This is a genomic window from Oceanisphaera psychrotolerans (genome assembly GCF_001870485.1).
Taxonomy (GTDB): Bacteria; Pseudomonadota; Gammaproteobacteria; order Enterobacterales; family Aeromonadaceae; genus Oceanimonas; species Oceanimonas psychrotolerans.
Map to the genome: position 1 here is coordinate 15,619 of NZ_MDKE01000068.1, position 13,405 is coordinate 29,023.

Consider the following 13,405-nt stretch of genomic DNA (forward strand, 5'->3'; position numbering starts at 1 on the left):
GAAAATGACGATGACATCCGGATTGAACGGCATTCTGCTGGCCCTGTCGGTGCTGCCGGCCGGGGTGGCGCAGGCTCAGGGTGCTCATGCCGGGCACGGTTCGGTATCGGCAAACAGCCAGCAGGGGATGGACCATAGCCAGATGCAGGGCATGGACCACAGCCAGATGGAAGCGATGGACCACAGCCAGATGGAAGGCATGGATCATGGCAGCATGCAGATGCAGGGCGGCTCGGCCCCCGCCGATGCCCGGGATCCCCATGCTTATTCTGGTGGCGTTACCCTGGAAGAAGGGCCCTATGTCCTGCCTGGTCCACGGCAACTGCGGTTGGCCGACGAGCACGTTTTTTACGGTGTGCTGGTCGACAGGCTGGAGCGGGTCGACAATGGTGAGGGCCATGCGCTGACCTACGACACCCGCGCCTGGCTTGGCTATGACTACGACAGAGCCGTACTGAAGGCAGAAGGCGATACAGAACAAGGGCGGCTGCAAGAAGCCAGCACCGAACTGTTATGGAGCCATGCCCTGACGACGTTCTGGAACGGTGAGCTGGGTGTGCGTTACGACACTGGTCACGGTCCGGATCAGGGCTGGTTGGCCTTTGGGGTGGCGGGTCTGACCCCTTACTGGTTCGAACTGGATGCCACCGCCTATCTGGGTGACGATGGGCAAACGGCGCTGGCGGTGGAAGGAGAATATGAACTCTTGCTGACCCAGCGACTGGTACTGCAGCCAAGGGCGGAACTGACCGCCTATGGCAAGAATGACGCCGAACGCGGCCAGGGCCGAGGCCTGTCCGAACTGGTGGCCGGTGCTCGGTTGCGTTATGAATTCAGCCGCCAGTTTGCGTCCTATGTGGGGTGGGAGTGGGCGGCGGCCCTGGGTAACAGTGCCGACCAGGTACGAGCAGAAGGTGAGGCCACCCAGGAAACCCGTTGGGTCGCCGGGGTCAGGTTCTGGTTTTAAATCATCATGATTGCACGATAAAACTCATACCAAGGAAACAACACATGAAAAAAACACTGCCCGTTTTAATGCTGTCACTGCTACCCGGCATGGCGATGGCCGCCGGTGAACACGGTGGTCATCATGATGGCCATGATATGGCGGCCATGCAGCAGGATATGCACGGCATCGGCCGGCCCGGCAGTTCTGCCGAGGTCAGCCGCACCATCGAAGTGGTGATGGGTGATAATATGCGTTTCGTTCCCGAACAGATTGAGGTCAACGCCGGCGAAACCGTGCGTTTCTTCATCAAAAACTCGGGCAAGCTGGCCCATGAACTGGTGATTGGCAATCTTGAGTCGCTGCAGGCGCATGCGGAGATGATGCGTCAGATGCCGGACATGAAACACGCCGAGCCCAACATGATCAGTCTGCAACCGGGCCAGAAAGGCGGCTTGATTTGGACCTTTGAACAGGCCGGCACCGTCGATTTTGCCTGCCTGATCCCCGGCCATATGGAAGCGGGCATGAAAGGCCGCGTACAGGTAATGTAAGGGGAGTGGCATGGGCCGCGGCCCATGCCTTTTCCTGTTATTAGCCGAACTTTTTATCCAGCCGAATTTTTCAGCCAGTCGAACAAGAGGACAAGCAACGCCGTGAATAACACATCAAAGACGAACCGCTGGTGGTTGTGGGGGACAGGAATGGTGGGGCTGGCCGCGATCGCCATGGTCGGCAGCCACTTTTTGCAGGGCGACTTGTCCGCCGGAGCCGGGCAAATACAGCAGGGCAAGCAGGCTTATCAGGATAACTGCGCCAGTTGTCATGGCGCCGATCTTAACGGCACTCGCCAGGGGCCGCCGTTTATTCACAAGGTGTATGAGCCATCCCATCATGGTGATGAGTCCTTTTACCGCGCCGCCGCCAACGGGGTGCAGGCCCATCACTGGCGCTTTGGCGACATGCCGCCGGTGCCCGGCGTCACCCGGGACCAGGTGGGCGACATCATCGCCTATATTCGCGAGCAGCAGCGGAAAAACGGCATCAAATAAGCCGTTGCGGTTATTCGGCGGCGGCTGTGACGCCGTCGCTATTTCGTTGCGACAGGCGGGCCATCGCCGGAAAAATGGGCCCTGAAGCAGGTTTCTCGTTCATCGGAATGCACCGACAGGGTGCCGCCGTGGGCGGTGATAATCGCCTTGGCGATGGCCAGCCCCAGCCCGGTGCCTTCGGTTACCGGCTGGCGGGCACTGTCTGCCCGGTAGAAGCGATCGAACAGCCGGGGCCATTGTTCCGGCGGAATGGCCGGGCCCGGATTGCTCACCTCCACTGTGGTGCCTTCGTGGTTGCTGCTCACCGCAATACGCACTTCGCCCTGCGGCGGGGTGTAACGAATGGCATTGGTCAGCAGGTTGCTGAATGCCCGCTGCAGCATGGACTTGTCGCCCAGCAGGTGGCCGTTCCCCCGTCTGTTTAATCGCACCTGCTGCTCACTGGCCAGGGGCTCGAAAAATTCCAGCAGTTCATCCAGTTCATCGGCCAATGCGAGCGGCTCGGGCTGCATGCTCAGCTGGCCTTGCTCCGACTTGGCCAGGAACAGCATTTCACCGATCATCCTCGCCAACCGCTCGGCGGTTTCCAGGTTGGCGTAGAGAACCTCTCTGTATTCTTCGGCATTACGCGGGTGTGCCAACGCCACCTGGGTTTGCATCATCAGGCTGTTGACCGGGGTGCGCAGCTCGTGGGCAATATCCGAAGAAAAGGCCGTCAGCCGCTGAAAAGAATCTTCCAGCCGTTCCAGCATGTCATTAAATGCCTGAATGGGAGCGTGCAGCTCGGCCGGTGCATTGGCCAGGGGGAGCCGGTGGTCGAGTTTGTTGGCGGTAACCCGGGCGGAGAGAGAGGCCAGAGTGCGCAATGGTTTTAGTCCCGTGCGTGATGCGAACCATCCCAGCAGCACCGAGACCAGCGCAATAGCACCGGTCAGCCAGGCCAGCCCGGTTTTTATCTCGTCGATAAAATGCTGATGATAGCTGGTATCCAGCGCCACACGAACCAACACCGACTGGGGGGCGTCGGCCCAGGGCAGGGAGGGGTCCAGGAAGATTTGTTCTGTAATGCTGCGATAACGAATTCCCTCTTCGGTCCAGCTTTCCTGTAAGGGCAAGGATTCAGCTGCGGGAACAGCGCGGGTCATTCCCGGTTGCTGGCGATGCTCGGGTTTGGCGTTTGCCAGGATCCGGCCTTGCTCATCCTGTATCAGCAGATAATGGCCGCCATGCCCGGAAAGCGCATCGTTCAGGTGCGCTTCCAGCAATGACCATGTCTGATCGGTACCTTGTAAATGGGTCGTCAGAAAGTTTTTGGCCAGTATTATCTTGCCCTGAATGTCCGTTTCGTCCTGGCGCGCAAAGTGATGCTCCAGCGCTTGCATCAATACGACACTGACCAGGCCCCATATGGCCAGCATGGTGATGCTGAACATCAGGCTCAGGCGGCTGGTTAAAGAAAGATAACTGCCCATGATGTCGCTCTATGCCCCGTTGCACTCAACACGGCGCCCAATGTACCACGTAATCACAGGGTTCGAGCCGGATGACCATAATGTCATCGCCGGGCGTCATTCACCTGACACTGTTGCCAACTCAACCGTTGCCAGAGCATGCGGGCGCTCCATTCTGGTACGGATAAACTGCGGGCTCTGTTCAATGGTCTGCGCCAGACGAGCGGTCGCCTCGTTGACCTGATCGGCCACAAACAGGGTGGTATCCGTTTTTGGCAGGGGAGGTAACCCCTGTTCCACCACCACCATGTCCTGTTCCAGTGTCTTGCGCGGGATCACTCCCACGCCAATGCCCGCGCGCACCGCCGCCAGCACGCCGGCCCGGCTCTGGCTGGTAAAGGCAATGCGATAGGGCAGTTCCACTTTCTCCAGTGCCTGGCAGGCCGAGTCCCGGTGGTAACAGCCGTCAACAAACACCGCCAGGGGCAAGGGATCCCGCAGATGGGTCATGTGCGTTTGTGAACGAACCCACACCAGCTCATCCCGGTCGAGACGCTGTCCTCCGTCGGACAACACCGGCATTTCGATCAGGGCCAGGTCCAGCTTGCCTTCTCTGAGCAGTGACAGCAGATAGTGGGGGCGGTGATCACAGAAGACTTCCAGCCGGGCTTCCGGGTAGTTCAGTACAAAGGCCTCCAGCAGCGGTGTCAGGCTGCGGGTAGCGTACTGATCATGGGTGCCGAACCGCACCTTGCCGTTGATATCCGCATTCTGGAACGAGCCCAGGATCCGGTCGTGCAGATTAAGTAACTGTTGCGCGTGGGCTCTGAGCAATTCTCCCGCCGGGGTTAACCTGACCCCATATTGTCCCCGCTCCAGCAACGGCGCAGTCACCAGCGCCTCCAGTCTGCTCAATTGCATGCTGATGGTGGAGGGCGCCTTGTGCAGGCGGCCTGCTGCCACCGTCAGGTTGAGCGTTTCCGCCACCACCACAAAGGTGCGCAGCAGGGTAATAGGTAAGTCACGCATGATGAGAATTCAATCTTGTTGAAGGCAGATATTGATATTTATCGATTTACCGAATTTTAACAAGCGTTCAGGATGGCCGGGTTACTTATTCATCACAGGATCAGGGAGCGTCAGCGATGAAAATGGCCGTTGTTTTCGGAATGAATCAGATAGTCAGTCACGGATTTGGCATGTTTCTGTTTGCCGCCCTGGTACCGCTGATGCGGGAGTCGATCAGCCTCAGTCATTGGCACCTGGCTGCGATTGGGGCCCTCACCCAGCTGGCCTATCTTGGCGGTGCCATGCTGATAGGATTGCTTGGCCATCGTTTGGGGACGGCCCGTCTGTCGCTGATGACCGGCACCCTGACCACCGCCCTGCTGTTTACCATGTCGCAACTCGAAAACCCGCTGTTCATTACCCTGGTGCTGACCTGCCTGGCGGCCAGCGCGGCCATCAGCTGGGGTACCATAGTGGAAATCATCAGCCGTCATGCCCGCGCCGAGCAGCGTTCGACCTATCTTTCGGCCGCTTCCAGCGGCACCGCCTGGGGCTATGGTCTGAATGGCCTGATGATCCTGCTGGTCGTACCCGTACTCGGCTGGCAACACAGCTGGCAGATTGCAGGGGGCATGGGCATACTGGTTGTGGGGATGACCTGGTATCTGCTGAACAACCTGAAAAAACCGCTAACCACCACGGCAGCGCTTCCCGAGTCCAACATTCCCGCCTCCAGGCTGCTGGCCACCATTTGCGGTGAAAGAACCGCCATGTTCGCCTGCCTGATCTGCTTTCTGGTCGGGTTTACCACCATGCCTTTTTCCAACTGGCTCAATACCTATCTCGATCAACTGGCGTTGCCGGCTGCACTGGGTGGCTACACCTGGACCACGGTGGGGATCACCGGCATGGTGGCTGGCGTGGTCACGGGCTGGTTGGCCGATCGCAACGGCCACGGTGTCGCACTGATGGTGATCTTCAGCGGTTTCGCCCTGGGGTTGCTGGCGTTTGTCTATGATCCGGCCCGATTTGCGCTGGTGGCCGGCTTTGGTTATGGCCTGATGTATTTCCCCATGTGGGGCATACTGGCGGGCTGGATAGGTCAGACCTACTCGTCTACCGCCACCATGCAAATCAGCGGTATCTGTATGGTGACCTTTGGCCTGGGGGGCACTCTGGGTAACCTGCTGGCCGGCTACCTCCGCGATACTACCGGGACGCTGGACGCGGTTTTCCTTACCCTGGCCGCGGCCTCGGTGCTGCTGGTCATGCTGGCGTTGTGGATACTGAGTGTCAGCCCCAAATCCCGCCCGATGCAACCAGCGGTCTGAAGGTGTTTATCCGGGTCGCTTTGCCGGCGGGCTGAAGCTGACGGTTACTGTAAAAAAGGCCGGACATTGTCCGGCCTTGTTACATAGGGAGCTTGTCTCAGTCCCGGTCGTTGGGGGCATCCTCGGTAACGGCAGACTCGGGCCTGGCCGCTATCACCTTGTTGCCGGACTCGGGCCTGGCCGCTATCACCTTGTTGCCGGACTCTGGCTGTCCGTGCGGGCGGCCGTCGGCATCGAATTTCTGCTGCATCACCCGCAGGTTGGCGGGCGGCGCTTCGCCTTCCTTGCCCGCACCGAAGTAGATGGTGGTATGGGGGAAGGGGATCTCGATACCGGCGTGGTCGAAGTGCTGCTTCACCAGCCGGTTGTAGGCCCGGCCAACCGCCCACTGCATGCCGGGCACCGTCTTGATGCGCACCCGGATGTTGACCGAGCTGTCGGCCAGGGCGATAACACCGGCCACTTCCAGCGGCTCGAGTATGTCGTGTTTGTGCTCGTCGCCGGCGGCCAGCTCGTCAAAGGCGTTGTGCAGCTGGGCGATGGCCTCGTCGATGCTCTCGCGATAGGCAATGCCGTATTCACCCACATGATAGCCGAACTCGCGCATGTAGTTGGACACCGTATCCACGCTGGAAAACGGAATGATGTGATAGGTGCCGTTGAGGTCGCGAATACCCACCGAGCGAATGCTGAGCTTTTCGGCGGTGCCGGTAATGCCCCCCACCGTCACCACATCGCCGGTATTCATGGCGTTTTCAATCTGGATGAACACCCCGGTAATGATGTCCTGCACCAGTTTCTGGGCGCCAAAGCCGATGGCCAGGCCCAGCACCCCGGCACCGGCGATCAGCGGCCCTATGTTGATACCGATTTCCGCCAGCACTATCATGGCGGTCATGGTGACCAGGGTGACGGCCAGCGCGCTGCGAAACAGCGACAGCAGAGTCCTGGCGCGGGCAGAAGGCTCGCCGTTGCCGGTGTCGGCGTTGAGCTTGTGCTCAATCAGGCTGGCCATGGTTACCCACAGGGCGGCGGCCACAAACAGGATGAAGGCCACACCAATGACCTTGCCCATCAGTTTGCCGCCAGACTCGGAGGCGTACCAGGCGGGCAGATCCAGCGCATCCCAGGCGTTGAGCACCAGCAGGATAATGGCGGCTACCATCAGCATGCGCACAAAGCGCAGCGCATTGGGTACATAGCTGTTTAGCCGTGATTCGAGCAGCGGCAGCTTGCGGCGCAGATCGTCCGACAGGGTAATGCGCCGGCCTATGGTCTGGCTCAGCAGGGTGGAGAGCAGTATGCCCAGCACCACTATGCCCAGGGTCTTGAGGGTGGCAAACAGCACAAAAGGCAGGGCGTCGGCCGGGCGCAGCAGGGTCAGTAGCAGCACCACCACAAAATAGGCCAGGGCGAACAGATGCCAGGTTCGGGCCAGCAGCTTCAGGCTGACCTTGCCCGCGGCCATGGTGCTTTGTTCGGCTTTATCGTTAATGGCACGGTACAGACGGCGGCGATTCTTGAGGATCACCGCCACCGCATAGAAGAAGGCGCCGAACATGATCAGGGTATTGACGCCCTGTGCCAGGGTGGGAGAGATATTGATGTTGATCAGTGGCTCCAGCACCATGACACCGTAGCCGAGCAGGCCGACCAGCAGGGCCAGCCAGCGATTCCAGTACCCGGCTTCCGCCGAGTCGATGGGCAGTAGCCGCAGCCCTTCATAGCGGGAAGAAAACAGCGCCCGCAGCCCGGCCTTGAGCAGCTCTATTACCATGAAGGCGTTGAGGAACAGCGAAGCCTGGGTGGTCAGCTCACCGGTTTCTCCCACCATAAAGGTGGCCATCAGGTTACCGCCCAGATAGGCCAGCCCCACCACCAGCACGTCGATGGCCGCCGCCAGTGCCACACACAACACCAGCCGCAGTACCGGCGTTTTGCCTGCACCATGACGGGACCAGTGACTCAGGCGGGTAAAGAGCGGCCCTGCCAACCGGCGCAGCACCCAGAACAGCACCAGGGTGGCCAGTATCACCAGTCCGAGGTTGAGGGTGGCGCTGATGAAGGTGGTCATGTCGAAGCGGCCATTGTCTCCGGCCGGATGACCGGCAAACAGGTTACCGATCACCGCGATCAGGTTGTTGAACTGGTCCCCGAGATCGCCGGCTATCCGGCGGGTGGTGTCCGCCAGTTGGCTGGGAAGGGATGGTTCGGCGCTGGCGGCCGTTGCGCCGGGGGCGGTAACGGAGGGGCCTTGCTGCTCGGCTAGGCCGCGCAGCTCTGCCACCAGTTGCTGGCGTGATGATTCGTTTTCCAGTATTTCCGCCAGGGCGGCGTAAGGGGGTGGTTCGGTCGTGTTCTGGCTTGGGCCTGCGCCATACTCGCAAGGGGAGCACAGAGCAGCCACAGGGTCAGCAGGGTGAGTCTTTTTATCAGGTTCACCAGTGGCCTCCAGTTGGCTGTCAGCGTGTAGGTTCAAAGAGATGGACGGTTAATCCTTCGGGTTGTTTATATGAATGAACAAGGGGATTGAGCAGGGTAACATACTGGAAATGGCGTGTTAAATTTCAAATACTTGCAGAAACAGTGAGGAGATAGGGTGGATGCCGGCGGCCCTCCGGTATGGAACTCCGGTAGCAAGCCTTGGGTATTATAAAAAATTGGTAAGACTTTTTTCTGCTACCTGGGTGGTTATTTTTCGAACGCCATTGTTTTTGCCCTACAATGTCTTCGGGCCTGAAACAGTAAAGGAGACCGATATGTTAGCCAAGCGGTGTAGCTATACCCTGCAAAGTGATGATCATTATCATGTCAATATAGTGGTAAACCCTGAAGGCATAATGGACGTGAGCATTATCGAGAATAAACAACATGTTATCAGTGAGTTTGATCATGTTCACTTCAAGGAGAGTCGTCAGGGGGTCAAGTTGGTTTGTGAAGATGACGACTGTGCCGGCCATCAAGAGGTTTGTTTGATACTCTCTCGTAGAGATGCGTTCGAACTCCGTGAAATGATCGATAATGCCATCCAGGAATACGAACAACTGATGACGGACCTGTAGTTGTGCACATGGCCGTTATGAACAGCAGTAACGTTATTACTCATGAATTGTTAATAAAAAGCCTCATTCCATTGGATGAGGTTTTTTATTGTTCTGAACTCACCCTGACAGGGGGAATGTTTGTATTACTTGCAGTGACTGAGCATTTATCAGCAACAACTAATAAAGTAATGGCTTGATAAGTCGTTTAATTACAACGTGCACCGCGTGGTATTCAGGAACCATATTGAGCTGGGGGCGTGAAGGAAAACAGATGCCGGATATTCTTGTGGTTCTTTTTATGGTGGCTGTACTGCCAGTTTTTCTTTCGGCGGTTGGCGTATGCTTGCGGATCTCCGAGTTCGGAAAGCTGGATAATCATCATCCCAGAGAGCAGCAAGCCCGGCTGACGGGGATAGGCGCAAGAGCCGTCGCCGCGCAAAATAATGCATGGGAAGCGCTTCTGTTGCTTGGTGTTGTGGTTATCATCGCCGTCGCCGCAAAGGTAGACTTGCATTCGCTGTCGAGTGCGTCTTACCTCTTTCTGGTATCCAGAATGCTGCACCCTGTATTTTACATGGCCAACATGGCATTGCTCAGAAGCACCGCATTCGGGGTGGGTTGGTTCACCTGTGTGTACATCTTTTACGTGTCATGTAAGGCGTTTTGAGCATAAAACAGCATGGTCAGCCATGGCGTCGCGGCCGGTTATGGTGGCGAGGGTCGAGTCAACCCGAGAGCATGAAATGAAAAACATTCTTGAAAACATCCCCGCGGATCTGTCGAGTGAGCACTTTCTGGATCTGGTCAATACGCCGAATGTGCGCATAGAGCGCATCGTGTCGAGCGGGCACAGCTCGCCCGAGACGGGCTGGTACGATCAGGAGGAAGACGAGTGGGTCATGGTGCTGGAAGGGGCGGGTACCCTGGAGTTTGAAGATGGCCGGGTCGTGACCCTGAACAAGGGGGGCTTCATTCATATTCCCGCCCATGTCCGGCACCGGGTCAGCCATACCAGTGAACACGGCGTGACTGTCTGGCTGGCGGTGTTTTTCACCCCGGCCGGGCACGGAGCCGGTTGACGCACCGGAGAGGCGCATGGATATTCTGTTTTTAGGTACTTCTTCCGGCACGCCGACCAAAACCAGAAACCTGTCGGCGGTAGCGGTGCAAAAGGCCGGCGCCCGGCCCTGGATACTGATCGACTGCGGCGAGGGCACCCAGCACCGGTTGTTGCATACGCCATTATCGTTACCACGCTTGCAGGCTATCTGCATTACTCATATGCATGGCGATCATTGCTACGGGCTGCCCGGCCTGTTGGCCAGTGCGGCCATGTCGGGACGAAGTGAGCCACTCACGCTTATCGGCCCCGGTGCCCTGCGGGAATGGCTTGCGTTAACTGAACAGGCCACCCACCTGCAGTTGGGGTTTGTGCTGCACTTTGTTGATGTAGCAGAGCTGACGGGGCGGCAGGGGCAGGTCCTGGTAGAGGGTTTCAGCATCTCGGCGCTACCGTTGTCGCACCGGGTGCCTTCTTTCGGTTACGAATTTGTCGAAACGGGTCTGCCCGGCAAGCTCGATGTGGCGAAGCTGAAAGCAGATAACATTGAATCCGGGCCCCTGTGGGGGAGACTACACAGGGGTGAACAGGTGACCCTGGCAGATGGCCGGGTGATAGACGGCCGCGACTATCAGCTGGCGCCAGAGGCGCCGCGCAGGGTCATTGTCTGTGGCGACAACGACAATCCCGCTCTGCTGGCCGGGCATGCCGGCTCGGCCGATGTGCTGGTGCACGAGGCTACCTTTACCCAGGCGGTTGCCGCCAGGCTGGGGGCCGGGCCACAGCACAGTTCTGCCATGAGCATCGCCCGGTTCGCCGCCGACGCCGGGGTAGCCAACCTGATCCTCACTCATTTCAGCCCGCGTTACAAAGACGGTGGCGCCGGCCTGACCATTGGCGATATCGAGCAGGAGGCGAAGGCACATTATGGCGGCAAGCTGTTTCTGGCCCGGGATCTGGAGGTGTTTCATCTGGATCGAGAAGGGGAATTGAGGCGGGCATCATACCCGTCTGATTAGGCAGCCCGGTGAAGCTGCCGCTTAAGCCGGCTCAAACGGCATCTGTATTACATTCTGCCTCTGTTCTCGTCATTCCTGCGGAGGCAGGAATGACGAGTAGCCGGATCCCCACTTCGGAGAGCCATGCCGAAAAATGCATGGAGCCCCGCCTTCGCGAGGGTGACGATGAGTAGGCTCCCCCCGTGTTTGCGGGGGAGCCTCTTCAGGTCAGGTCAGGCCAGGTCGAAGCGGTCGGCGTTCATCACCTTGTTCCAGGCGGCGACGAAGTCACGCACGAACTTGTCCCTGGCGTCGGCCTGAGCGTAGACCTCCGCCACGGCCCGCAACTGGGAGTTGGAGCCAAAGACCAGATCCACCCGGGTGGCGGTCCACTTCGTATCACCTGTCTTGCGGTCACGCCCCTCGAACACATCGTCTTCTCCGGCGACGGGTGCCCACACGGTGTTCATGTCGAGCAGGTTGACGAAGAAGTCGTTGCTCAGGGTTTCCGGCTGTTTGGTGAACACACCATGCTGTGCCTGTTTGTAATTGGCGTTCAGTACCCGCATTCCGCCCACCAGCACCGTCATTTCCGGCGCGCTCAGTTGCAGCAGTTGCGCCTTGTCTACCAGCATTTCTTCGTCCGACACGGTGAATTTGGTGCGGCGATAGTTGCGGAAACCGTCGGCCTCTGGACGCAGCCACTCGAAGGATTCGGCGTCGGTCTGGGCCTCGGTGGCGTCGGTACGACCCGGGGCGAAGGGCACCTCGACGGTGTGGCCCGCATCCTGGGCCGCCTTTTCGATGGCCGCGGCACCGCCGAGCACAATCAGATCGGCCAGCGATACCTTTTTGTTGCCGGTCTGCGCATCGTTAAAGGCGCTTTGTATGCCTGCGAGGATATTCAGCACCTTCGCCAGCTGCGCGGGCTGGTTGACTTCCCAGTCCTTTTGCGGCGCCAGGCGCAGGCGGGCACCATTGGCGCCACCCCGTTTGTCGGAGCCACGGAAGGTGGAGGCCGATGCCCAGGCGGTGGATACCAGCTCGGATACCGACAGGCCGCTGGCAAGCAGTTTGCGCTTGAGCTCTGCAACGTCCCGGGCGTCTACCAGATCATGATCCACGGCCGGTACCGGATCCTGCCAGATCAGGTCTTCTTTCGGCACTTCCGGACCCAGGTAGCGGGCTTTTGGTCCCATGTCCCTGTGGGTCAGTTTGAACCAGGCGCGGGCAAAGGCGTCGGCGAACTCATCCGGATTCGCGAGGAAGCGGCGTGAGATTTTTTCGTAGGCCGGGTCGTAGCGCAGCGACAGATCGGTGACCAGCATCATCGGCGGACGACGCTTGGAGCCGTCTTCCGGCCCGGGGATCTCGTCGCCCCTGGCGCCCTTGGCAACGAATTGCTGGGCGCCGGCTGGGCTCTTGGTCAGCTCCCACTCGTAGCCGAACAGGTTTTCGAAGAAATAGTTGCTCCACTGAGTGGGGGTCTGGGTCCAGATTACCTCGGGCCCGCCGCCCATGGTGTCTTCGCCCATGCCCTTGCCGTAGCTACTCTTCCAGCCCATGCCCATCATCTCGATGGGGGCGGCTTCCGGCTCCGGGCCTACCTGGTCTTCACTGCCGGCACCGTGGGCCTTGCCGAAGGTGTGGCCACCGGCGATCAAGGCAACGGTTTCCTCGTCGTTCATTGCCATGCGTTTGAAGGTTTCGCGGATATCGTGAGCCGCCTTGACCGGATCCGGTTCGCCCTCGGGACCTTCCGGATTCACGTAGATAAGGCCCATGTGGGTGGCGCCCAGCGGGGTTTCCAAATCACGGTTCTGCTTGTCGACAATGCGCTTGTCGCTGCCGAGCCAGGTTTCCTCGGCGCCCCAGTAGATGTCTTCCTCCGGCTCCCAGGTGTCCTCGCGGCCGCCGGCGAAGCCAAAGGTTTTGAAGCCCATGGACTCCAGTGCCACGTTGCCGGCCAGTATCATCAGGTCGGCCCAGGACAGCTTGTTGCCGTACTTCTGCTTGATGGGCCACAGCAGGCGGCGTGCCTTGTCCAGGTTGACGTTGTCCGGCCAGCTATTGAGGGGCGCAAAGCGCTGCTGACCACCCCCGGCGCCGCCGCGGCCATCGCCGATGCGATAGGTACCGGCGCTGTGCCAGGCCATGCGGATCATCAGGCCGCCGTAGTGGCCAAAGTCGGCCGGCCACCAATCCTGGGAATCGGTCATCAGGGCATGCAGATCCTGTTTGACCGCCGGCAGGTCGAGCTGCTTGAAGGCGGCGGCGTAATCGAAGTCCGATCCCATGGGGTCGGCCTTGGGGCTGTGCTGATGCAGGATGCCAAGGTTCAGCTGGTTGGGCCACCAGTCCCTGTTCATGGTGCCGCGGCTCTCTGTGCGGGTGTTGGACCCATGCATGACCGGGCATTTTCCGGCATTGCCAGCGTCGTGTTTATGTTCGTTCATTACTTGCTTCTCCGATGTTGGTGATGCTGATTGAACTGCTCGGTCAAACTGACGACGGG

General features: G+C 59.2%; 12 protein-coding genes. 8 read left to right on the top strand and 4 right to left on the bottom strand.

Annotated elements, in window-relative coordinates; genetic code table 11:
• The first annotated feature begins 4 nt into the window (after positions 1 to 4).
• From BFR47_RS15795 to BFR47_RS15805, 3 genes are all read left to right on the top strand, one after another.
• Positions 5 to 967: a copper resistance protein B gene (locus tag BFR47_RS15795; protein WP_083399187.1), complete on the top strand. Its 963-nt coding sequence runs from the start codon at positions 5 to 7 to the stop codon at positions 965 to 967.
• Positions 968 to 1,011: 44 nt separating this feature from the next.
• Entirely contained in the window at positions 1,012 to 1,500 is a 489-nt protein-coding gene (locus BFR47_RS15800; RefSeq protein ID WP_071473956.1) for a cupredoxin domain-containing protein, read from the top strand.
• A 102-nt stretch (positions 1,501 to 1,602) separates the two neighbouring features.
• Entirely contained in the window at positions 1,603 to 1,998 is a 396-nt protein-coding gene (locus BFR47_RS15805; protein ID WP_217645581.1) for a c-type cytochrome, read from the top strand.
• Between the two features lie 38 nt (positions 1,999 to 2,036).
• On the opposite strand, the gene BFR47_RS15810 is transcribed toward BFR47_RS15805, so the two are convergent.
• Both BFR47_RS15810 and BFR47_RS15815 read right to left on the bottom strand, forming a co-directional pair.
• A complete protein-coding gene (locus BFR47_RS15810) occupies positions 2,037 to 3,470 on the bottom strand; it encodes a heavy metal sensor histidine kinase (RefSeq protein ID WP_071473958.1) in 1,434 nt (477 codons plus the stop codon).
• Positions 3,471 to 3,566: 96 nt separating this feature from the next.
• Complete coding sequence (locus BFR47_RS15815) at positions 3,567 to 4,478, bottom strand: LysR family transcriptional regulator (protein WP_083399188.1); 912 nt, start codon at positions 4,476 to 4,478, stop codon at positions 3,567 to 3,569.
• A gap of 140 nt (positions 4,479 to 4,618) precedes the next feature.
• Here BFR47_RS15815 and BFR47_RS15820 point away from each other — a divergent pair, with 140 nt between their 5' ends.
• On the top strand, positions 4,619 to 5,788 hold the full coding sequence (locus BFR47_RS15820; protein ID WP_217645590.1) for an MFS transporter: 1,170 nt from the start codon (positions 4,619 to 4,621) through the stop codon (positions 5,786 to 5,788).
• A 97-nt stretch (positions 5,789 to 5,885) separates the two neighbouring features.
• On the opposite strand, the gene ybiO is transcribed toward BFR47_RS15820, so the two are convergent.
• Positions 5,886 to 8,195 carry a mechanosensitive channel protein gene (gene ybiO, locus BFR47_RS15825; RefSeq protein WP_217645582.1) on the bottom strand — a complete coding sequence of 770 codons (2,310 nt, stop codon included), beginning with the start codon at positions 8,193 to 8,195 and terminating at the stop codon, positions 5,886 to 5,888.
• A gap of 196 nt (positions 8,196 to 8,391) precedes the next feature.
• On the opposite strand from ybiO, the gene BFR47_RS15830 reads away from it, so the two are divergent.
• The 4 genes from BFR47_RS15830 to BFR47_RS15845 all read left to right on the top strand — a co-directional run bounded on the left by BFR47_RS15830 (position 8,392) and on the right by BFR47_RS15845 (position 10,911).
• Complete coding sequence (locus BFR47_RS15830) at positions 8,392 to 8,850, top strand: hypothetical protein (RefSeq protein WP_139215209.1); 459 nt, start codon at positions 8,392 to 8,394, stop codon at positions 8,848 to 8,850.
• Between the two features lie 253 nt (positions 8,851 to 9,103).
• Positions 9,104 to 9,499, top strand: coding sequence for an MAPEG family protein (locus tag BFR47_RS15835; RefSeq protein ID WP_071473962.1), 396 nt, complete (start codon positions 9,104 to 9,106; stop codon positions 9,497 to 9,499).
• Between the two features lie 76 nt (positions 9,500 to 9,575).
• Positions 9,576 to 9,911: a cupin domain-containing protein gene (locus BFR47_RS15840; protein WP_071473963.1), complete on the top strand. Its 336-nt coding sequence runs from the start codon at positions 9,576 to 9,578 to the stop codon at positions 9,909 to 9,911.
• Positions 9,912 to 9,927: 16 nt separating this feature from the next.
• Positions 9,928 to 10,911, top strand: coding sequence for a ribonuclease Z (locus tag BFR47_RS15845; RefSeq protein WP_071473964.1), 984 nt, complete (start codon positions 9,928 to 9,930; stop codon positions 10,909 to 10,911).
• Between the two features lie 212 nt (positions 10,912 to 11,123).
• On the opposite strand, the gene katG is transcribed toward BFR47_RS15845, so the two are convergent.
• On the bottom strand, positions 11,124 to 13,346 hold the full coding sequence (gene katG / locus BFR47_RS15850; RefSeq protein ID WP_071473965.1) for a catalase/peroxidase HPI: 2,223 nt from the start codon (positions 13,344 to 13,346) through the stop codon (positions 11,124 to 11,126).
• Positions 13,347 to 13,405: the final 59 nt, after the last annotated feature.